Origin of the sequence: Actinoplanes octamycinicus (genome assembly GCF_014205225.1) — a bacterium.
Taxonomy (GTDB): Bacteria; Actinomycetota; Actinomycetes; order Mycobacteriales; family Micromonosporaceae; genus Actinoplanes; species Actinoplanes octamycinicus.
The window spans coordinates 10,149,619-10,171,716 of the sequence record NZ_JACHNB010000001.1; the positions used below are offsets into that span (position 1 = coordinate 10,149,619).

Below are 22,098 nucleotides of genomic sequence, written 5' to 3' on the forward strand. Positions count from 1 at the left end.
GGCGGCCGGCTCCGTCGAGGACGGGGGGGCGAGCGGGCCAGATTCGTACGCCAATCCTGTCTCGATCCGCACCCGCAGCGGGTCTTGATCGGAGGGACCCACCCAGGCCTGGGGTTTTAGGGGTTATTTGGCTTTCTCGCGGCGCGTTAGCGTGCGTCAGGCCCGCACCCGCAGGGGTGGTCCTTGGGCGCATCCAGGCGTGCGGAAGTGGGGAGGCTCAACGGTGTTCGAGCGTGTCGCGATCGTGAACCGTGGGGAGGCCGCGATGCGGCTCATCCACGCCGTGCGGGATCTTTCGGCGCAGACCGGGACCAGGGTCCAGACGGTGGCGCTGTACACCGACGAGGACCGGACGGCGACCTTCGTCCGGGAGGCGGACCTCGCCCATCCGATCGGCCCGGCGGCCGCGCGGCCCTACCTGGACCACGCGGTGCTGGAGCGGGCGCTGCTCGCCACCGGCGCGGACGCGGCCTGGGTGGGCTGGGGTTTCGTCGCCGAGGACCCGGCCTTCGCGGAGCTGTGCGAGCGGATCGGGGTGACCTTCATCGGGCCGAGCCCGGAGGCGATGCGCCAGCTCGGCGACAAGATCGGCTCGAAGCTGATCGCCGAGAAGGTCGGCGTGCCGGTCGCGCCGTGGAGCCGCGGCGAGGTGGCCACGCTGGCCGACGCGCTGCGGGCCGGCGACGAGATCGGTTACCCGCTGATGCTCAAGGCGACCGCGGGCGGCGGCGGGCGCGGGATCCGGATGGTCGCCTCGGCCGACGATCTCACCGAGGCCTACGAGCGGACCAGTCAGGAGGCGCTGCGCGCGTTCGGTTCCGGCGTGGTCTTCCTGGAACGGCTGGTCACCGGCGCCCGGCACGTCGAGGTGCAGGTGATCGCGGACGGTCAGGGCACCGCGTGGGCGCTGGGCGTGCGGGACTGCTCGGTGCAGCGGCGCAACCAGAAGGTGATCGAGGAGTCGGCGTCCCCGGTGATGGCGCCGGAGCAGGCCGCCGAGCTGAAGGCGTCGGCGGTGCGGCTGGCCCTGGAGGTCGGGTACCGCGGCGCCGGCACCGTCGAGTTCCTCTACCACCCCGGCGAGAAGCTGTTCGCCTTCCTCGAGGTGAACACCCGGCTGCAGGTGGAGCACCCGATCACCGAGATCACCACCGGGACCGACCTGGTCCGGCTGCAGCTGCACGTGGCGGCCGGCGGCCGGCTGGAGGGCGCGCCACCGGCGGAGGCCGGGCACGCGGTCGAGGCCCGGCTGAACGCCGAGGACCCGGACCGCGACTTCGCGCCGTCACCCGGGCGGATCGCCCGGCTGGACCTGCCGGCCGGGCCGGGCATCCGGGTGGACACCGGGGTCAGCGAGGGCGACCGCATCCCGGCCGCGTTCGACTCGATGATCGCGAAGATCATCGCGTACGGGCGGGACCGCGAGGAGGCGCTCGGCCGGCTGCGGCGGGCGATGGCCGAGACCACGGTGATCATCGAGGGTGGCGCCACCAACAAGAGTTTCGTGCTCGACCTGCTCGACCAGCCCGAGGTGATCGACGGCAGCGCGGACACCGGCTGGATCGACCGGGTCCGCGCCGACGGCCGCCTGGTCGGGCACCGGCACTCGGCGATCGCGCTGGCCGCGGCGGCCGTCGAGGCGTACCGGGACGAGGAGGAGGTGACCCGGCAGCGGCTGCTCAGCACCGCGCACGGCGGCCGCCCGCAGGCCCGGCACGAGTCCGGCCGCCCGCTCGACCTCAAACTGCGCGGCATCGGTTACCGGGTCTGGGTGGCGCGCGCCGGCGGCGACCGGTTCCGGGTCGGCATCGCGGCGGCCGGCGGCGACGTGCACCACGTCGACGTCCGGGTGGAGCGGTACGACGCGCACACCGGCCGGCTGATCGCGAACGGTCAGCGGTTCCGGGTGGTGTCGGCCACTCACGGCCCGGTGCATACCGTCGAGGTGGACGGGGTCACCCACCGGATCAGCCGGGACGAGGGCGGGGTCGTCCGCGCCCCGGCCCCGGCCCTGGTGGTGGCGACCCCGCTGGCGGTCGGTGACGAGGTGGCCGCGGACGCCCCGGTCCTGGTGCTGGAGAGCATGAAGATGGAGACGGTGCTGCGCGCGCCGTTCCGGGCCCGGGTGCGCGAGTGCCCGGTGGTGGTCGGCAGCCAGGTGGAGACCGGCGCGCCGCTGATGCGGCTGGAGCCGATCGCCGGCGAGGAGACCGGCGCGGCCACCGCCGAACCGGCCGCGAAGATCGAGATCGACCTGCCGGCCGAGCCGTCCCACCTGGCCACCGCCGAGGACGCGGTCGGCGAACTGCGCACCGTGCTGCTCGGTTACGACACCGACGCGGAGCACCGGCGGCGGACGCTGGCCGGTTACCTGGCCGCCCGCGCCGGATCGGACGGCGGCCCGCTCGCCGCCGAACTGGACCTGCTGACCGTCTTCGCCGACCTGCTCGAACTGGGCCGCAACCGGGCCGGCGACCTGTTCCACACCTACCTGCGCAGCCTGGACGTGGAGCGGGCCGGCTCGCCACCGCTGTTCCGCACCCGGCTGACCCGGGTGCTCGGCCACTACGGTGTGACCGGCCTGGACCGGAAGCCGGAGCTGGAGGACGCGATCTTCCGGATCTTCCTGGCCCAGCAGCGGGCGTCCGACGACGCCGCGGTCGCCGCCGAGGTGCTGCGGCAGTGGCTGGCCGATCCCCCGCCGGCCGGCGCGGAAGCGGCCGGGCGCGTCCTGGAGCACCTGATCGAGGCGACCCAGGTGCGCTTCCCGGCGGTCGCCGACCTGGCCCGCGGGGTGGTGTTCCGCTGGTTCGCCCAGCCGCTGCTGCGCCGCGGCCGGGCCGAGGTCTACGCGGCGATCCGCGCCGACCTGCGGCACCTGGACCAGCACCCGGACGCCCCGGACCGGGCGGAGCGGATCGACCGGATGGTGGCCGGCGCGGCACCCCTGGTCCGGCTCTTCGGGCAGCGGATCGGACGGCCCGGACGGGATCACTCGGCGCTGCTGGAGGCGCAGGCCCGCCGCTACTACGGCGACGCCACCGTCTTCTCGGCGGCGGTCCCGGTCTCCGAGTTGGATCAGGTCCTGGACCGGCTGCCGGCCGGGATCGCCGAGGCGGACATCTACCTGGCCTGGCCCGGCCAACCGGACGCCGCCACGATGGCCACCCGGTTGGGCGCGCTGATCGCGGACCACGCGGTGCCGGCCGCCGTCCACCGGATCACCGTCGTGGTGGCCGCCGCCCGCGGGACCGTGCACCACCACTTCACCTTCCGCCGGGGCGCCTCCGGTTTCACCGAGGACCCGCTGATCCGGGACCTGCACCCGCGGCTCGCCGAGCGGCTGCGGCTGCCCGCGCTGCGCGCGTTCGACCTGACCCGGCTGCCCTCGGCGGACGAGGAGATCTACCTGTTCCAGGCGGCGGCCAAGAGCAACCCGGCCGACGAGCGGCTGATCGCGATGAACCAGATCCGCGACCTGACGCCGCTGCGCGACGCGGACGGGACCCTGGTGGCCCTGCCGACCGCGGAGGCGGCGCTGGCGTCCAGCCTGGACGCGATCCGCGCGGTGCAGGCGCGCCGCCCGGCACACCAGCGGTTCGACACCAACCGGATCGTGATGTACGTCTGGCCGGTCGCCGATCTGGACCGGGCCGATCTGGACGGGCTGATCCGGCGGATCCTGCCGACCACCGCCGGGGCCGGACTCGAGGAGATCCTGATCATCGGGCGGCAGCCGGACGAGGTGGCGGTGCGGATCGTCTTCGCGCCGGGGCAGGAGCCCCGGGTCGAGGTGGGCGCGCCGCCGGACGAGCCGGTGCGGCCGGTGGACGGCTACCGGCAGAAGGTGCTGCGGGCGGCTCGGCGGGGGACGGTCTACCCGTACGAGCTGGTCGAGCACCTCGGCACGTTCGAGGAGTACGACCTGGACGAGCGGCATATGCTGACGCCGGTGTCGCGGCCGAAGGGCGGCAATGCGGCCGCGCTGGTCGCCGGCGTGGTCCGGACGGTCACGTCGCGGCATCCGGAGGGCATCACCCGGGTGGTGCTGCTGGGTGACCCGACCAAGTCGCTGGGCGCGTTGTCCGAGCCGGAGTGCCGCCGGGTGATCGCGGCTCTCGACCTGGCCGAGTCGCTGCGGGTGCCGCTGGAGTGGTACGCGCTGTCCTCCGGGGCGCGGATCTCGATGAGCTCCGGCACCGAGAACATGGACTGGGTGGCCGCCGCGCTCAAGCGGATCGTCGAGTTCACCCAGGCCGGCGGCGAGATCAACATCGTGGTCGCGGGGATCAACGTGGGCGCCCAGCCGTACTGGAACGCCGAAGCCACCATGCTCATGCACACCAAGGGCATCCTGGTGATGACCCCGGACTCGGCGATGGTGCTGACCGGCAAACAGTCCCTGGACTTCTCCGGCGGCGTCTCGGCCGAGGACAACTTCGGCATCGGCGGCTACGACCGGGTCATGGGCCCCAACGGCCAGGCCCAGTACTGGGCGCCGAACCTGATGGCCGCCCGCGACGTGCTCATGTCGCACTACGACCACACCTATGTGGTGCCGGGCGAGACCGGCCCGCGGCCGGTCGAGAGCACCGACCCGGTCGACCGGGACATCTCCGACTTCCCGCACGTGGTCGACGGCAGCGACTTCACCACGGTCGGCGAGATCTTCTCGGCCGCCTCCAACCCGGACCGCAAGAAGCCGTTCGACATCCGTACGGTCATGCGCGCCCTGGCCGACCAGGACCACCCGGTGCTGGAACGCTGGGCCGGGATGGCCGACGCGGAAACCGCCGTCGTGCAGGACGCCCACCTCGGCGGCATGCCGGTCTGCCTGCTCGGCATCGAGTCCCGCTCGGTCCCGCGCCGCGGGTTCCCGCCCACCGACGGCCCGGACACCTACACCGCCGGCACCCTGTTCCCCCGCTCCTCGAAGAAAGCAGCCCGGGCGATCAACGCCGCCAGCGGCAACCGCCCCCTCGTGGTACTGGCGAACCTGTCCGGCTTCGACGGCTCCCCCGAATCGATGCGCAAACTCCAGCTCGAATACGGCGCCGAGATCGGCCGGGCCATCGTCAACTTCCAAGGCCCGATCGTGTTCACCGTGATCTCCCGCTACCACGGCGGCGCGTTCGTCGTCTTCTCCAAGGCACTCAACCCGAACATGACCGTCCTCGCCCTGGAAGGCTCGTTCGCCTCGGTCCTCGGTGGCGCACCGGCCGCGGCCGTGGTGTTCACCGGCGACGTCAACAAGCGCACCGCCAACGACCCGCGGATCGTCGAGCTGCAGGACGAGGTCGGCGCGGCGACCGGGGCCGAGCGGGCCACCCGGAACGCGCAGCTCGCCGAGCTGCGCTCGTCGGTCCGGGCGGAGAAGCTGGGTGAGGTGGCGGCCGAGTTCGACCGGGTGCACAGCATCCAGCGGGCCGTCGAGGTCGGCTCGGTGGACGCGGTGATCAAGGCGGGCGAGTTGCGGCCGCGGATCATCGAGGCGATCAGCGGCGGCCGGCGGTGACGACCTCCGGCAGCGGGCCGGCTGGGGCTGAGGCCGCCTGCGGGTCACGGTCCCCGGCTGGCCCTCAGGGGTCCTTCAACGCTCTCGAGACACCCCTGAGGCCCAGCCGACACCGGCCACCGCTGGCCGGGGCTGGGACCGCCTTCGGGTCACGGTCCCCGGCTGGGCCTCAGGGGTCCTTCAACGCTCTCGAGACACCCCTGAGGCCCAGCCGACACCGGCCACCGCCGGCTGGGGTTGGGCGGGCTGGGGCTGGGGGCGGGGCGGGTGCGGCGGCCGGGGCGGGGTGCGGCGCTCGTGCCGCAGCACTCGGGCGGCCAGGACCGCGGCCAGCAGGAAGAGGGCGGCGACGGTGAGCCAGGCGGGGCCGTACCCGAAGGTGTCGGCGATCGCGCCGAGCGGGATCGGCCCGGCCACGAAACCGGCGAAGAAGCCGAGCGACAGCAGCGCGGACGACGGGCCGAGCGGGCCGCAGCGCCGGTCCCGCACGATCAGCACCATGGTGACCGCGTTGGCGCCGACCGCGGTGGCGCCGACCCCGATCGTGCCGGCCCAGAGCGCGACCGGCCCGAGCCCGGCGGCCGCCCAGATCAGCGCCGCCGACCCGGCCGCGCCCGCGGCCAGCCGCCGCAGCAGCGGGCTGAGCAGCACCAGCGTGGCGGCATGACGGGACCAGAGCAGCCGGGACGCCACCCCGGCCAGGCCGAGCGCCGCGATCAGCGCGGCCGAGGTGCCCGGCGGCTGGTGCAGCCGTTCCTGGCCGTAGAGGGTGGCGAAGGTGGCCACCGCGGACACCCCGCAGCCGAGCACCGCCAGGAAGACCATGAGCAGGGCCAGGAACCGGTTGGGGCGGGCCGGGCGCCAGCTGAAGGCCGGCGGCGGGGCCGGCCGGGCCGGGATCCGGAGCACCGTGCCGGCCAGCGCGGCCAGCGCCAGCGGTGCGCCGGCCAGCAGCACCGCGCGCCAGCCGGCCAGCCCGGTCAGCAGCGGCGCGGCCAGCCCGACCACCAGGGCGGAGAGCTGCACGCCGGCCTGTTTCCGGCCGACCGCGCCGGCCCGCTCGGCCGGCGCCAGGTTCTCGGTGATCGCCAGGTTGGTGGCCGGGTTGGAGAGCGCCTGCCCGACCCCGCTGAGGACCATCGCGGCGATCAGCCCGGGATAGCCGGTGGCCGAGCCCATCAGCAGGAACGCGGCGGTGGCCACCCCGAAGAGGCCGAGCAGCGCGGCCCGCGCGCCGATCCGGTCGACCAGGCCGCCCGACCAGAGCGACAGCACCGCGGCGGTGCCGAAGACCGCGGCCGGCAGCGCGCCCAGCGCGGCCCGGGACAGCCCGAACGTCGCGGTGATCTGCGCGCCCACCGCGCCGACCGAGTAGAGCACCGAGGTCGGCAACGCCATCGCCAGCACCAGGACCGGGCCGAGCAGGCGGCCCCGCGGGCGCACGGTAGCGATCATGCTTCAGGGCCGTCCGGGGGCCAGCTTCAGCCGGTCGCCCAGCACCAGCGGCAGGAAGAACTCCAGCACCACCGGGCCGGCGGTCAGCCGCGGGTCGGTGGCGCACCGGTCCAGCAGGATGGCCAGGTCGTCGTGGCTGAGCCGGAGCGTCACCGGCCGCCCGGAGGTGCCGAACACCCAGCTCAGGAACGCCACCGCGGCGCCGTCCGGGATCGCCGCCCAGGGCGGCTCGGTGGGCGCCGCGACCACCTCGACGAGCGGCACGGCGGGCAGCCCGTCCGGGACCGGGAAGCCGGGTCCGACCAGGGCGGCCCGTACCTCGTCCGGGTCCGGCACCGAGTGATCCAGGTGGGCCGGGCCGACCGGCAGGCAGGCCGCGCCGGCCAGCCAGACCCCGACGATCGCGGCGACCAGGGCGGTGCCGCGGCCGGCGGCGATCGCCACCACGTCGCCCGGCTCGACGCCGGCCTCGACCAGGTCCCGGCGGGTCCGGGCAGCGGCGTGCCAGAGCTCGGCGTACGTGGCCAGGTAGCCGCCGTCGTCGACCGCCACCCGGTCCGGGGTCTCGGCGGCGCGCCGGGCCAGCACCCGCAGCACCGGCTCCGGCCGGGGGCGGGGTGACGCGGACGTCGGTAGCGGCGCCGTCGGCGCCGGAAGCAGGGCAGCAGTCATCGAAGTCACCTTGTCCCTCGGGCGGAGCGCGGCACGACCACCAGCGCTGATGTCGGAAGACGGTGCCCGGTGCAGGTGCCGGATCGGCGCACCATCGGATGACATCGACGGTAATCAGGCTCCGGCCGGGCGGTAACCCCTGACTTCCCGGTACCAGGTGACCCCTAACGACGGATGGCCCGCGCCGGGCCGGCGCGGGCTGTCACGTCGTCGCTGCTCAGCTGGCGCGGTCCCAGCGTCGCGGCATCGGCTGCTGCCGGGGCGCCCCGGTCTGCAGCGCGCGGGTGATGGCGGCGCGCACCGCGGCGCGGGCCGCCTCGTCCAGGTCGCCGGCCGCGCCGACGCCCCAGACCCGGCGCTGCCCGATCAGGCACTCGGCGTAGACCACCACGTCGTCCCGGCGCGAGTCGGCGGCGCTCACCCCGATCCGGTGCACCTCGTGCACCTGCATGCCCCAGGAGGCCAGCTGGTCCTCCAGGTCGCCGAGCGCGTCGGCCCGGCTCGCCCCGACGGCGAAGGCGTCACCCTGCACGTGCAGGGTGGTCGGCACCGGGCGGCGGAACGCGACCGGCACGGTGACGAACCGGGGCGAGGCGTACTCGTCCAGGAACATCCGGCCGACCTCGTCCGGCTCGATCTCGCAGCCCCGCTCGTCGGCCGCCGCCTGCACCGTGCCGGCGAACTCGATCCGCAGGTCACGGGGCAGTTCCAGGCCCTGGCGGGTGCTCAGCACGTAGGCCACCCCGCCCTTGCCGGACTGGCTGTTGATCCGGACCACCGACTCGTAGGTGCGGCCCACGTCGTGCGGGTCGAGCGGCAGGTAGGGGATGTCCCAGCGGAGCCGCTCCGGGTCGGCGCCGAGCGCGAGCGCCCGCGCCCGTACGTCGAAGCCTTTCTTGATCGCGTCCTGGTGCGAACCGGAGAACGCGGTGTAGACCATGTCGCCGCCATACGGGTGCCGCGGGTGCACCGGCATCTCGTTGCACCACTCCACGGTCCGCCGGATCCGGTTCAGGTCACCGAGGTCCAGTCCCGGGTCGACGCCGTGGGTGAGCAGGTTGAGCGCCAGGGTGACCAGGCAGACGTTGCCGGCCCGCTCGCCGTTGCCGAACAGGCAGCCCTCGATCCGCTGGGCGCCGGCCAGCACCGCCAGCTCGGCGGAGGCGACCCCGGTGCCGCGGTCGTTGTGCGGGTGCACGGAGAGGCAGACGTGCTCGCGGCGGGACAGGTTACGGTCCAGCCACTCGATCTGGTCGGCGAAGACGTTCGGCGTGTTCCGCTCCACGGTGGTCGGGAAGTTCAGCGTGATCGGCCGGTCCGGGCCGGGCTGCCAGACGTCCATCACCGCCTCGCAGACCTCCAGGGAGAAGTCCAGCTCGGTGTCGGCGAACATCTCCGGCGAGTACTGGAAGCCCAGGTCACAGTCGGCCAGGGTGCGGTCGGCGTACTTCAGGAAGAGCCGGGTGCCCTGCACCGCGAGGTCCTTGCACTCCGAGCGGGACAGCCCGAAGACCATCCGGCGGAATTGCGGCGACGTCGCGTTGTAGAGGTGCACGGTGGCCTTGCGGGCGCCGGCCAGGCTCTCCACGGTCTGCCGGATCAGCTCGTCGCGGGCCTGCACCAGCACCGAGATCCGGACGTCGTCCGGGATCAGGTCCTCCTCGATCAGCATCCGCAGGAAGTCGTGGTCGTCCTGGCTGGCCACCGGGAAACCGACCTCGATCTCGGTGAACCCCATCTCCACCAGCAGGTGGAACATGGCCAGCTTGCGGTCCGGGGTCATCGGCGTGACCAGCGACTGGTTGCCGTCGCGCAGGTCGGTGCTCAGCCATCGGGGCGCCGTGCCGATGGTGCGGGCCGGCCAGGTGCGGTCGGGAAGGTCCACGGTCGCCGGCATCGCGTAGCGCCGCGGAACAGACGGGTTGCTCCTCACTGGCCTTTCCTCTCTGAGCCTAGGGCCTTCTCACGCGAGATTGCCGAAGTAGAGCGAGTACGAGTACGGCGTCATCAGGACCTGCACCTGGCACGTGTGCGGCTCGCCGGTCACCCGGAAGACCACGGTGATCTCCGGGTAGGCCGCGTGCACGCCGAGCCCGGCGAAGTAGTGGTCGCTGTCGAAGACGATCCGGTACGGGCCGCGGGCGAGCCGGCCGTCGACGAAGGCCCCGATCGTGCCGGTCTCATCGGTCTCCGCGGCGGCCACGGTCTGCCAGCGACCGTCGACCCCCTGGTCGAGACGCGCGCGGACCCCCGCTGCCGGTTTGCCGTAGACGCCGTCGAGAGCCTGCGCCGAGACGCTCATGCCGATCACCTGCCTGTCGCCACCGCACGGGCGACAGGTCTGTCGCGTCCGCACCGAGTCCGGTCCGTCCGGCCTCCGGTCCCGATGGTGATCGCGGTCGTTATCGCCGCACCTTCGCCGCGTTATCCGCTGCCTTATCGCCGCCCCTATCGACCCGGATCCCGGGGCGATGCCGACAGCCATGGCGCAGCGATAACGGGGCGATGAGGGACGTCCATAGCGTTCTTCTCAGCAAGGCGGAGAGCACGACGCCCCGCCCGATCCCAGACATGAAAGAGCAGGTAGAACCATGCGCAAGAACGCCCGCATCGCGTCGGTCAAGGTTGCTTTCGCCCTCGTTCTGGCGGCCGCCCCGGTTGCCGCGGTCTTCGCCGCCGCCACCACCGCCGACGCGGCTCCGGCGAGCACGGTCAGCGTCCAGTCGGAGGGCACCCCCGGGCTCCCCACCCCGACCCCGACCTACACCACCGACGACACCCAGTGGGGCTGAACGAGCACTGAGCGCCTGATGGCGGACTGTGACGCCCGGACCGGCCGGCCGGGACCGTCACGAGTCAGCTGCTGAACACCGCCGGTTTTCCCGGCGGCTCTAAGCTCAGCGACCCGGGGTCGCGGCCCACCGGATTGTCCGCGGCCGTGTACGCGTCACTGAGCAGCCCCAGCACCCGTGCCTCCAGTTGCGGCACGGAGATCGCCCGGAACAGTCCCAGCGAGCGATGCAGGTGGACGACCGCCTGCGGCGGATTGCCGACGGCCATCGCCAGCTCCCCGAGGACCATCGAGACCCGGGCCTCGATCATGCGTTCCGCCGACGCTACGGCGAGCTCCATCGCCTCACGCAGCACGTCGGCGGCCTTCTCGTGGGCGCCGGCCCGCAGGTACGCCGCGCCCAGTCCCTGCAGCGCGTACGCCTGCCCGACCGGATCGCCCAGCTCGCGGACCACGTCGAGGGCCTGCCGGAGCACCTCGATGGCCGGCTTCACCTCGTCCGCCTGCAAGTGCGTCTCGCCGAGCCGGTGCAGTGCCTGCGCCTCGACCCGGCGGCTGCCCGAGCGCCGGGCGTACTCCAGCGCCTCCGGCAGCAGGGTCCGGGCCGCGTCCAGGTCGCCCTGCTCCAGCTTGATCTGCGCGATGCTGTGCAGCACGTAGGCCACGGCGACCAGATCGCCGCCGGCCCGGAACGTCTCCAGCGCCCGCGTGTAGTTCTCCGCCGCTTCCGCGTACCGGCCGGTCATCCGGTCGATGAAGCCGACATAGCGGCTGACCATCGCGCGGCCCTGCTGGTCACCGGCCCGCAGGAACAGCTCGTCGGCGGCGGCCAGCAGGCGCAGCGCCTCCGGATAGCGCTGCTCGCCGATGTGCAGCGAGCCGAGCGAGTACAGGATCGCGGCCTGCCCGCGCTCGTCGCCGGCCTGCCGCGCCGCCTCCAGCGCGATCTGGTGCGTCTCCCGCCAGTCGCTCAGATAGATCCGCGACTCGAAGAGGGTGACCGCGGTCATCGCCAGGCTCCAGCTGTGCGCGGCCAGCCCGGCCTGCGCGGCCTGCCGGACCGCGGCCACGATGGTGAGCCGCTCCCGCTCGAACCACGGCAGCGGCGGGTCGACCAGCTGGCGGACCTGGCGCGCGGGCAGTGGGTGCAGCGGGGCCTCGGCGGGCACCCGCAGGAAGTTGCCGTACAGCCCGCGGCGGGCCTCCTCGGCGAGGAACAACAGCGCGCCGAGCGCCCGCTCCAGCGCCCGGTCGCGCTCCTCCACCGGGTCGTCGGCGGCCAGCCGCTCCCGGGCGAACACCCGGATCAGGTCGTGGAAGCGGTACTGCGCGTGCACGCCCCGGCCGTCCCGGCTGGTCTCGATCAGCTGCGCGTCGGCCAGGTCGTCGAGCAGGTCCTGTGCCTCGGCGAAACCGATGTCCAGCAGGGCGGCCGCGACCCAGCCGGAGAAGTGCGGGAAGTCCAGGACGGTGAGCAGCCGGAACAGCCGCCGCGCGTCCTCCTCCAGGTGGTCGTAGGTGAGCGAGATGCTGGCCCGGATGCCCATCCCGCTGTGCTTCAGCTCGTCGAGCCGGCGGGCCTCATTCTCCAGGCGCTCGACCAGGTGGTCGACGCTCCAGTGCGGGCGCGCGGCCAGCCGGGCCCCGGCGATCCGCAGCGCCAGCGGCAGGTGCCCGCAGAGCTCGGCCAGCTCGGCGGCGGAGTCCGGCTCGGCCTCGATCCGCTCCGCGCCGGCGATCCGGGAGAGCAGCTCGGTCGACTGCTCGGGGTTGAACACGTCGACGTCGATGTGCACCGCGCCGGGCAGGCCGGCCAGCCGGCTGCGGCTGGTTATCAGCACCGCGGACTGCGAGGTGCCCGGGACCAGCGGGCGGACCTGGCGCTCGTCGCCGGCGTTGTCCAGCACCACCAGCATCCGGCGGTCGGCGAGCAGGGTGCGGTAGAGCTCGGCGCGCTCCTCGATCAGCTCCGGCACGTCGGTGCCGGGCACGCCGAGCGCGCGCAGGAACCGCTCCAGCACCCGCATCGGGCCGACCTGCTCGGCGTGCCGGCCGTGCAGGTCGGCGAAGAGCTGCCCGTCCGGATAGCGGGCGGCGAGGCGGTGCGCGGCGTGCACGGCCAGGGTGGTCTTGCCGATGCCCGGCTTGCCGGCCATCACCACGACCGGGACGGCGAACTGCGAGGCGTCGTCGGCGGCCAGGCCGAACTGCGCCTGGATCGCCTCGATCTGCTGGTTGCGGCCGGTGAAGTCGGCGATGTCGGTGGGCAGCAGGCAGGGCACCGGGGAGATGCCGGGCGCCGACACCGGGGCGGCCGAGATCGGCGGCGCGACCGGCACCGGCGGCACCGGGACGGCGGCCGGCGCCCGGATCTCCTCGACGATCGGGTTGGTGATCACCGGGGGGATCGGCGGCGGCACCGGCTCCACCGGCGGCGGGGCCACCGTGAGGCTCTCCGGGAGGGCCAGCCTGGGGTCGCCGGTGAGGATCGCGTGCTCCAGCTGGCGCAGCTCCTCCCCCGGCTCCAGGCCCAGCTCGTCGATGAAGAGCCGGCGGGCGACCCGGTAGGTGTCCAGCGCCTCGGGCTGCCGGCCGGACCGGTACAGGGCGAGCATCAGGTGCTCGCGCAGCCGGGCGCGCAGCGGGTTCTCGTCGACCAGGGCGTTCAGCTCGTCGATCACCTCGCGGTGGCGGCCGAGCTTGAGCTCCAGCTCGATGCACTCCTCGGTGGTGGTCAGCCGGCGCTCGGCGAGCCGCTCGGCGGCGCCCTGCACCACCCGGCTCTCGACGCCGTCCAGGGCCGGGCCGCGCCACAGCGCCAGGGCCTGCCGGTACTGCCCGGCCGACTCCTCCAGCCGGCGGAACTCGCGCAGCTGGCGGGCCTGGGTCAGGGCCTCCTCGTACCGGTGCAGGTCGAGGGCGCCGTCCGGGATCTGCAGCGAGTAACCCTGGGTGCGGGTGACGATGGCGTCCGGATGGCCGTGCGCCGCGAACAGCCGGCGCAGCGCCGAGATGCAGATCTGCACCTGCACCCGGGAGGTGGAGGGCAGGTCGTCACCGTACAGAGCCTCCATCAGACGGGTCACCCGGATCACCTTGTTGGCCTCCAGGGCCAGGGTCGCCAGAATGATCTGCTGACGTTGCCCGCCGAGCTCCACCTGGGTCTCGCCGAACAGCACCTCGAGAATCCCGAGGATGAGAATCTGCACGTGCGCCTCCTCGTCAGGGGTCGCGCGCAATGGTGATGTGACACATCGGATGGTGCGCGTGCGGAAGCTTCGCACCGCGGCGGAGCAGCCGGAATACCCCCGTATTCATAGGGAGGCTATGCAATGCGGGGGCTGCGGCGCCACCCACTGTGGATGATGGAAGTCCGACCTTCGCGCAGTAAGAATTGGCCGGTCTACCGCTTGCGGTACCGACAGGTAACTGACGCTATGCCATCCGGCGCATGACCATCACCCGGACTTGCAACATTCTTCACCTTGCGGCCGGGCGCACGCCAGCCGTTGTCCGCCGGAATGCCGCCTGGCCGAACGGATGAGGCCGGCGCGCCACGGGCGAGCACGGAAACGGCCGGACAACCGCCGGGAAAACACCGAATCCATCGACGATCGCCATTGCAGCAACGGCTATCGAACGCCGGCCGCCGCGTGCGGCCGGACCGGGCGGGCGGGCACCGCCACCGGCACCACGATCGCGGTCAGGATCAGACCCTGCTCGACCAGCCAGCGGCCGGTGAAGCCGGTGAGCCGGCGGCCACCGACCCGCGGGCCGACCACCAGCAGCCGGGCGTCGAAGACCCCGGTGGCGGCGCCGGCCGACCCGGGCCGCATGGTGACCACCGCGTCCTCGAAGTCCAGCCAGCGCTGGGCCAGCGGGAACCAGGACTTGTAGACCGCCTCCTTGGCGCAGAACAGCATCCGGTCCCAGCGCACCTCGGGCCGGGCCTGGAGCAGCTCGGCCACGTGCACCCGCTCGTCGGGCAGCGCCACCGACTCCAGCACGCCGGCGGTCAGCGGCTCGTTCGGCTCCGCGTCGATGCCCACCGTGGTGATCCTCGTGTCGGCCGCCACCACCACGCCCCGATAGCCGGGGCAGTGCGTGATGGTGCCGACCACGCCGGCCGGCCACAGTGGCTCGTTGAGCCGGCCGGCCAGGATCGGCGACGGCGGCAGGCCGAGGCGGACCAGCGCCGCGCGGGCGCAGTGCCGGGCGGTGGTGAACTCGCGGCGCCGTTTCTCGATCGCCTTGGCGACGATGCTCTCCTCCTCGGCCAGCAGCGTCGCGTCCGGCGGGTCGTCGAACGTGTCGACTGCCACCACGTCGGCGGGAAGGATTCTCTCGATCATGATGTCCCCGCAGTGGCTCGGTGGGTCCTCGGGCATCGGCATCGATGCCGATGCTCCGCCATCGTGCCTGCGCTCCATCGTAGGGAGACCGGGACGGCCGGCGATATCGCGGCGAGGGCTTTCACGGGCCGGTGCCGGCCGGGGTAAGGGAGACACCCGCGGATCTAAGGGGCTTCCGGGTCGCGTCACGCAGCGTAGTCAGCGGCGACGGCCCGTACCACCCCTGCTCACCGGGTCGGAGCAGGGCAGGGGTGGCCGGTCGGGGTGGGTGAGCGGCGCCACTGGGGTGTACGCCCCGTGGTTGTCCAGCCTAGCTTCGTTGGTAGCGGTTGACCTGCCCGAAGGCCCTGGAGGCATCCCGATGACCATGTCCGCTGTCGACACCAGCCTGTGGCTGCGCACCTACCACCCCACCGACGTGGCGCCGATCCGGCTGGTCTGCCTGCCGCACGCGGGCGGCTCCGCCGGCTACTACTTCCCCGTCTCCCGGGCCCTGTCGCCGCGCGTCGAGGTGATCGCCGTGCAGTACCCCGGACGGCAGGACCGCCGGGCGGAACCCGGGATCGGCTCTCTCCGCGAACTGGCCCGGGACGTCCACGAGCAACTCCGCCGGCAGCCGGACGACCGGCCGCTGGCACTCTTCGGGCACAGCATGGGCGCCACCGTGGCGTACGAGGTGGCCCGGCTGCTGGAGGACGACGGAATCGTGCCGGCGCACCTGTTCGTCTCCGGCCGGCGGGCACCCTCGCGACACCGCGACGAGCGGGTCCACCTGCAGAACGACGCCGGGCTGGTGGCCGAGATGCGCCGGCTGGACGGCACCGCGGGCGGCCTGCTGGACGACCCGGACGTGCTGCGCATGGTGCTCGGCGTGATCCGCGACGACTACCGGGCGGCGGAGACCTACCGCTGGGAGCCGGGACCGGCGCTGCACTGCCCGGTCACCGCGCTGACCGGCGACCACGATCCGAAGGTCACCCCGGCCGAGGCGGACGCCTGGCGCGACCACACCAACGCCGCCTTCACGCTGCGCGTCTTCGACGGCGGCCACTTCTACCTCAACTCGCACCAGGCCGATGTGCTGGACACGATCCGGACGGCCCTGACCCCGGTCCCGCACCGCTAGGACCACCAGCCAGCAACGCGGCGGGCCGGCCCACAAGGCCATGGCACGTCGAACGGCCCGGACTCCACAGAGTCCGGGCCGTCCGCGTGCCGGGCGCCGGTTCCGGCGGCCGGTGCGGGAAATCTCAGGCGGTGGCGAGCGTCGCGTCCAGGTTCGCCGGCAGGTCGCTGCGGCGGGTGACGTTCAATTTCCGGTACGTCCTGGTCAGGTGCTGTTCCACGGTGCTGGTGGTGATGTAGAGCTTGTCGGCGATCTCCCGGTTGGTGTAGCCGACCGCGGCCAGCGCCGCGACCCGGCGCTCCGCGTCACTGAGCATCGCCGCCCCACCGGACGCCGTCGCCGGCACGGCCGGCTCGGCCGCGTCCCAGTCGGCGTCCTGCGACAGCGCCCGCCGCAGCGGGACCGCCGCGCAGCCCTCGGCCAGCGCCCGGGCCCGGTGCCCGATCATCCCGGCCCGGCGGGACTCGCCGAGCGCGTTGTAGGCCTGCGCCAGGTCGGTCAGGGTGCGGGCCAGCTCGTACAGGTCGCCGCTGTTCTGCAGCAGGTCGGCGGCCTGGCGCAGCAGCATCGGCCGGTGCCGGGGCTGCTCGGTGGCGGCCAGCAGCCGCAGGCCGACCCCGCGCGCCCGGGGCATCTTGTCGGTGCACCGGTTGAGCTGCTCCTCGGTCAGCTTGCGGGCCTGCAACGGCCGGCCCATCCGCAGGTACGCCTCGGCGGCGTCGGACCGCCAGGCGACCAGGCCGGGCGCGTCCACCCCCCAGGCGCTCATCAGGTCACCGGCCCGCTGGAAGTCGCGCAGCGCCAGCCCCGGGTGGTCGGTGGCCAGGCTGTACCGCCCGCGGGCCTGCAGGTAGTGCAGGCCGTAGCGGGTCTGGAACATCGCCTCCGGGACCGGCTGGTCGAGCTGCTCGCGCACGTCGTCGAAGTCGCCCATCGCCACCGACGCGATGATCAGCAGCGACAGCGGGTGCCCGACCGCGACACCCCAGCTGGCCGGCGGCATGATCTCCAGCGCGGTGCGGGCGTAGCCGGCGGCGCCGGCCAGGTTGCCCATCCGCACCGCGACCTCGGCGCGGACCACGGCGAGCCGGGCCTGCCGGCTCGGCGCCCGCCGGGTGTACGCCTCCTCGACGAACATGTCGCACCAGCCGGCCGCCTTGTCGGCGTGCCCGGCATAGGTCAGCGCCAGCAGCGCGCTCTCCACCGTGTCCAGGGACATCTCGTCGAGCCGCGAGCCGCGCAGGATCCGCTCGCACGTGTCGCCCAGGTCGGGACCCGGGTTGGAGCTGATCACCGAGGAGAGCGCCCGGGCCGCGGCCAGCCGCCGGCTCGCCGAGACGGTGGCCGCGGTGGCCGTGGTCTTCGGCAGGTGGGCGACGAACGGCGCGTACGTGCAGCGCAGCCAGGGGCGGGTGGCGGCCAGCTCGGCCGCGGTGTCCGGGTCCAGCTCGCCGCCCTGGGCGGCCAGCCGGTCCAGCACGTGCTCGGCGTCGCGGAACTGGCCGTGCCAGAGCAGCGCCTTGGCCAGCACGATCGCGTCGCTGCCGCGGAGCACACCCTTCTCCAGCGCGCCGGTCAGCTCGGGCAGATAGCCGGCCGAGGTGCTCGGGTTGATCCGCCACTCGGCGCGGACCAGCGTGGTCATGATGCGCACCCGGTGCCGGTCGTCGGTGCACGCCCGCCAGGCGAGCTTCAGGTAGCGGACCGCGGCCTCCACCCGGCCCTCGCGCAGCGCCTGCCGGGCGGCGTCCTCCAGCACCGTGACGCCCCAGCTCTCCCGCACGTCGCTGGCGTTGACCAGGTGCTCGGCCACCACCCGGGTGGAGGCGCCCCGGTCGTAGGTCAGCACCGCGGCCCGGCGGTGCAGCTCGGCGCGCTGCTCCTGGCGCACATCGGCGAGCACCGCGGCGCGGGCCGCCGGGTGCCGGAACGAGCCCATGCCGAGCAGCCCCGCCACGGTGAGCGCCCGGACGGTCTGGGCCACCTGCTGCGAGCCGAGCCCGATCAGCCGGTCCAGGCTCTCCGGGTCGTCCAGCACCGCGACGCCGCGGGCCACCTCGAGCAGCCGCTCGTCGGCGCGGTGCAGGCAGGAGGTCACCGCCGCGGCGTAGCCGTCGCCGGCGACCGCGTCGTCCGGCTCGGCGCCGGTCTCCGCCACCGTCTGCCGGTGGTCCGCGATCAGGCCCTCGACCAGCAGCGGGTTGCCGCCGCTGAGCTGGTGCCAGCGGTCCGCCAGCCGCTCGGCCGCCTCCGCGCCGGCCCGCTGCTCGGCGAACTGCCGGACGCCCTCGCCGGTCAGCGGCTCCAGGTGGATCCGGCTGCCCGAGCCGGGTCGCAGCAGATCGGTCTGCCAGGCCGGCTCGGCGGTGTCGCCGAACGTGCTGCGGCTGAACACCAGCAGCAGCTTGGCCAGCCGGGCGCGACGCGACAGATAGGTCAGGCAGACCAGCGACGCCCGGTCGGCGTGCTGGACGTCGTCGACGAGCAGGGCCAGCGGGAACCGCTCGGCCTGCTCCAGCAGGATCGTGCACAGGCCGTGGATGACCTGCGCGTCCAGGTGGCCGCCGGCGTCGTCGCCGGCGGCCAGCACGGCCTTGGTGCCCTCGAGGAGCAGGCTCATGGCCCGGTCCCGGTCGCCGGTGGGCAGTGGCGCGTCGTGGAAGAGCTGGCCCAGCAGCGCGAGCGGCATGTCCCGCTCCTCCGCCGAGCCGGTCGCGGTGACCGCCAGCGCGCCGCGCTCGATCGACCGGTCGGCGAGCACGCTCAGCAGCTCGCTCTTGCCGGTCGCCACGGTGCCGGTGACCAGGGCCGTCCGGCCGCGCCCGGCGACCGCGTCGGCCAGGAGCTCGTCGAGGCAGGCCAGGGCCTCATCGCGCTCGATCAGTCCCATGATGGACCTCCTGTCGGATCCCCGAATCCCGGCGGGCAACCCCTCGCCTGCCGGGTGGCAACCGGACAGCCCGGCGCCTGAGACCACTGTCCGGCCGACCGTTATCGGGCCGCCTTCGCGCCCTTATCGACCGGCCGAACCGCAGGTCAGGGGTGCTGCGACCGGGTCGCGTAGTCGGGGATCTCGATGGCGTTGGCGGCCTTGTGCAGCGGCGCCATCATGGCGGCCATCATCCGGTCGCGGCCGGGCAGCCGGGACATCACGCCCAGCATCACCATCGACATCCGCACCTGGCCGGAGCTGCTCAGCACCATCCGCTTGACGTTCGCCGGGCCGAGCTTCTGGTTGCGCTCGGCGAACGGGCGCATCCGGGCCTCGTAGGCGGCGAAGGCGGTCTCGTGGTCGCCGCCGGCCGCGGCCAGCTCGCCGGCCAGCAGGTAACCCCCGACCAGCCCCAGGCTGGTGCCCTGGCCGGAGGCCGGCGAGGCGCAGTACGCGGCGTCGCCGAGCAGCGCGACCGGGCCGGCCGACCAGCGGTCCATCCGCACCTGGGCGAGCCGGTCGTAGTAGAAGTCGGGGGCGTCGGCCACCGCCTCGAGCAGCCGGGGCACCTCCCAGCCCTGCCCCGCGTAGGCCTCGCGGAGCGCCCGGCGCGGGTCGCTCTCGTCGATCCCGGCCGGCTCGGTGAACAGGAACATCGCCTTCGCGGTGGTCTGGCCGGCGGTGCTGTAGACCAGGGTGGTGCGGCCGGGGCTGACATAGGTCAGCTCCTCGCGGTCCAGCCCCAGGTGGTTGGGCACGGTGCAGATGGCGACCCGGTAACCCATGTCGTGGACGAAGCCGGACTCCGGGCCGAAGGCCAGCTCCCGGGTCCGCGAGTGCACCCCGTCGGCGCCGACGATCAGGTCGAACGTCTCGGTGCGCCCGCTGGAGAAGGTGACCGACGTGCCGTCCAGCGCGGCGATCGCGTCGCCGAAGCGATAGTCCACCTCGTCGCGGGTGGTCTCGAAGAGCAGCCGGGTCAGGTCGCCGCGGAGGATCTCCGCGTCGTGCTCCTCGCGGCCGCCGAAACTGTCCCCGTTCATGCTGGCGACCCGCTTGCCGGAGCGGTCGACGACGGCGCCGGCGCGGACGTCGGTGCGCCGCTCGCGGACCTGCTCCAGGATGCCGGTGCGGCGGACCACCTCGACGGCGGCGCCGCGGATGTCCACCTTGTAACCACCGTCGCGCAGGGCCGGGGCCCGCTCGACCACGGTGGGCGTGAAGCCGTGGCGACGCAGCCAGTGCGCCAGCGTGAGGCCGGCAACGCCGGCTCCGGAGATCAGGACCGTCTTCGTCATGCCGACAACGATACACATGTGTGAGACGTTTGTGCAAGACGCTCGTTCCAGCACTCTGGACGGTGGCTCGGAGGCACGCGAACGGCCGGCCCGGATCGGGGGGAATCGATCCGAGCCGGCCGTGGTCCGTACGCCGGTGGCATGTCAGTTGCCCGCGATGGCGTAGTCCTCCTTCCCCGGGACCGGCTCGGCGGTCTCCGCCTCCGGCTCGGCCGGCGGCTTCGGGGCGTCCTTGACGTGCCGCAGCGCGACCACCGCGAGGACCGCGCCGAGCACCATCAGCAGGGTGGCGAACAGGGCGGCCACGTGCATCTCCTGGACGAAGGCCAGGTGCGCCTTCGCGGTCAGTTCGGCGGCCGCCTCGGCGGGCAGCTTCGCGGCGGCGGCCATGGCGCCACCGAGGGTCTCCCGGGCCGACTCCGGCACCACGCCCTCCATCTGGCTGCTGTAGATCGCGCCGCCGATGCTGCCGAGCACCGCGACGCCGATCGCGCCACCGAACTCCTGGCCGGTCTGCAGCACCGCCGAGGCGGCGCCGGCCTTCTCCGGCGGAGCGGTGGCCACCACCATCTCGGTGATCATGGTCATCACCACGGCGAGGCCGGCGGAGAGCGCGATCAGGCCGGGGAGCAGGACCGGGATGCCGTCCTCCACCGGGGTGAAGGTGACCGTGAAGAAGCCGGCCGCGGCCAGGACGAAACCGCCGGCCACCACGTACGCCGGGCGGACGAGTCGGACGACGGCCGTGGCGATCGGCACCGCAACGCCGACCGCGAGCGTGCCCGGGATGGTCCAGAGCGCCGCCCGGAACGGGCTCAGGCCCAGCACGGTCTGCAGGTACTGGGTGCTGAACAGGGAGAACCCGACCATGCCGAAGAGCGCCACCAGGTTGATCGCGATCGAGGCGCCGTAGGCCCGCTGGCGGAACAGCTTCAGGTCGATCATCGGGTTGGCGATCACCTGCTGCCGCCGGACGAAGAGCGCCGCCAGCAGCAGGCCGCACGCGGCCGCGGCGACCGGGACGGCACCGAAGCCGTAGATCGCGATCCGCTTCAGGCCGTAGATCACCGGCAGCACCGCGCCCAGCGACAGGGCCGCGCTGATCAGGTCGAAGCGCGGCGCGCCGGGCACCTTGAACTCGGGCAGCAGCACCGGGCCGAGCACGACCAGCAGCACCATCACCGGGACGTTGATGATGAAGACCGAGCCCCACCAGAAGTTGTCCAGCAGCAGCCCGCTGATGATCGGGCCGAGCGCGGCGCCCGCCGCCATGCCGCCGGACCAGGCCGCCACCGCGGTGCGGCGCTGGGTCTGGTCGTGGAAGAGGTTGCGGATGAGCGCGAGGGTGGAGGGCATCAGGGTGGCGCCGGCCACGCCCATCGCGGCGCGGGCGGCGATGAACTCGCCGGCCGACGTGGCGTAGGCGGCGACCAGCGAGCCGACGCCGAAGGCCAGCGCACCGGCCAGCAGCAGCCGGCGACGGCCGATCTTGTCACCCAGGGTGCCCATGGTCAGCAGGAGACCGGCCAGCACAAACGCGTAGATGTCGACCATCCACAGTTGCTGGGCGCCGGTCGGCCCCAGTTCCGCGCTCATGGCCGGCAGTGCGTAGTAGAGCACCGTCAGGTCCATCGAGACCAGCAGAACCGGAAGCAGCAGTACGCCGAGGGCAAACCATTCCTTACGGCCTGCCTTCGCCTGAAGTGCTTCAGTTTCGGTCATGCCACAACGGTAGGAAAATCGTCACAGGGGCGTCCAGCGCGACGATTCCAGGCAGGGGGACGAACTATTTGTTCAGGGGTCCCGGACTGCAGATAGGGGTTGCCCTGCCCCCGTCAATGGGCTGGTCCGCCGGATAGGGGTATGGCCGGTGCGGCCCCGCCAATAGCGTCGGCTGCGGGCCGGTGTGGCCGTTTCCTTTTTCTCTCGCGACGATTTCGCCGACCAAATGTGGGGT

The 22,098-nt window shown here is 73.3% G+C and carries 12 protein-coding genes; 3 read left to right on the forward strand and 9 right to left on the reverse strand.

The window, feature by feature from the left end; all coding sequences use genetic code 11:
• The first annotated feature begins 223 nt into the window (after positions 1–223).
• Entirely contained in the window at positions 224–5,515 is a 5,292-nt protein-coding gene (locus BJY16_RS46000) for an ATP-binding protein (protein ID WP_185046126.1), read from the forward strand.
• Positions 5,516–5,695: 180 nt separating this feature from the next.
• On the opposite strand, the gene BJY16_RS46005 is transcribed toward BJY16_RS46000, so the two are convergent.
• The 4 genes from BJY16_RS46005 to BJY16_RS46020 all read right to left on the reverse strand — a co-directional run bounded on the left by BJY16_RS46005 (position 5,696) and on the right by BJY16_RS46020 (position 9,944).
• Positions 5,696–6,958, reverse strand: a complete 1,263-nt coding sequence (locus BJY16_RS46005; protein WP_185046127.1) for an MFS transporter — start codon at positions 6,956–6,958, stop codon at positions 5,696–5,698.
• A gap of 15 nt (positions 6,959–6,973) precedes the next feature.
• Positions 6,974–7,642: an AMP-binding protein gene (locus tag BJY16_RS46010; RefSeq protein WP_185046128.1), complete on the reverse strand. Its 669-nt coding sequence runs from the start codon at positions 7,640–7,642 to the stop codon at positions 6,974–6,976.
• 217 nt (positions 7,643–7,859) lie between these two features.
• The gene (locus BJY16_RS46015; RefSeq protein ID WP_239178050.1) at positions 7,860–9,575 is read right to left on the reverse strand and encodes a 2-isopropylmalate synthase; all 1,716 of its coding nucleotides are present in this window, start codon (positions 9,573–9,575) and stop codon (positions 7,860–7,862) included.
• A 30-nt stretch (positions 9,576–9,605) separates the two neighbouring features.
• Positions 9,606–9,944 (reverse strand): hydroxyisourate hydrolase, encoded by a 339-nt coding sequence (locus BJY16_RS46020; RefSeq protein ID WP_185046129.1) that lies wholly within the window; start codon positions 9,942–9,944, stop codon positions 9,606–9,608.
• A gap of 289 nt (positions 9,945–10,233) precedes the next feature.
• Between BJY16_RS46020 and BJY16_RS46025 the strand changes: the two genes are divergently transcribed.
• Positions 10,234–10,434 carry a hypothetical protein gene (locus BJY16_RS46025; RefSeq protein ID WP_185046130.1) on the forward strand — a complete coding sequence of 67 codons (201 nt, stop codon included), beginning with the start codon at positions 10,234–10,236 and terminating at the stop codon, positions 10,432–10,434.
• A gap of 64 nt (positions 10,435–10,498) precedes the next feature.
• Here the strand turns inward: BJY16_RS46025 and BJY16_RS46030 are convergent, their stop codons facing one another.
• Together BJY16_RS46030 and BJY16_RS46035 are read right to left on the reverse strand one after the other, a co-directional pair.
• Complete coding sequence (locus BJY16_RS46030) at positions 10,499–13,642, reverse strand: AfsR/SARP family transcriptional regulator (RefSeq protein WP_185046131.1); 3,144 nt, start codon at positions 13,640–13,642, stop codon at positions 10,499–10,501.
• A 423-nt stretch (positions 13,643–14,065) separates the two neighbouring features.
• On the reverse strand, positions 14,066–14,785 hold the full coding sequence (locus BJY16_RS46035) for a 4'-phosphopantetheinyl transferase family protein (protein WP_185046132.1): 720 nt from the start codon (positions 14,783–14,785) through the stop codon (positions 14,066–14,068).
• A gap of 361 nt (positions 14,786–15,146) precedes the next feature.
• On the opposite strand from BJY16_RS46035, the gene BJY16_RS46040 reads away from it, so the two are divergent.
• Complete coding sequence (locus BJY16_RS46040; RefSeq protein ID WP_185046133.1) at positions 15,147–15,911, forward strand: thioesterase II family protein; 765 nt, start codon at positions 15,147–15,149, stop codon at positions 15,909–15,911.
• 124 nt (positions 15,912–16,035) lie between these two features.
• Here the strand turns inward: BJY16_RS46040 and BJY16_RS46045 are convergent, their stop codons facing one another.
• The 3 genes from BJY16_RS46045 to BJY16_RS46055 all read right to left on the reverse strand — a co-directional run bounded on the left by BJY16_RS46045 (position 16,036) and on the right by BJY16_RS46055 (position 21,863).
• Positions 16,036–18,801, reverse strand: coding sequence for an AAA family ATPase (locus tag BJY16_RS46045; RefSeq protein WP_185046134.1), 2,766 nt, complete (start codon positions 18,799–18,801; stop codon positions 16,036–16,038).
• Positions 18,802–18,947: 146 nt separating this feature from the next.
• Entirely contained in the window at positions 18,948–20,141 is a 1,194-nt protein-coding gene (locus BJY16_RS46050; RefSeq protein ID WP_185046135.1) for an FAD-dependent monooxygenase, read from the reverse strand.
• A gap of 144 nt (positions 20,142–20,285) precedes the next feature.
• Complete coding sequence (locus BJY16_RS46055; protein ID WP_185046136.1) at positions 20,286–21,863, reverse strand: MFS transporter; 1,578 nt, start codon at positions 21,861–21,863, stop codon at positions 20,286–20,288.
• Positions 21,864–22,098 lie beyond the last annotated feature (235 nt).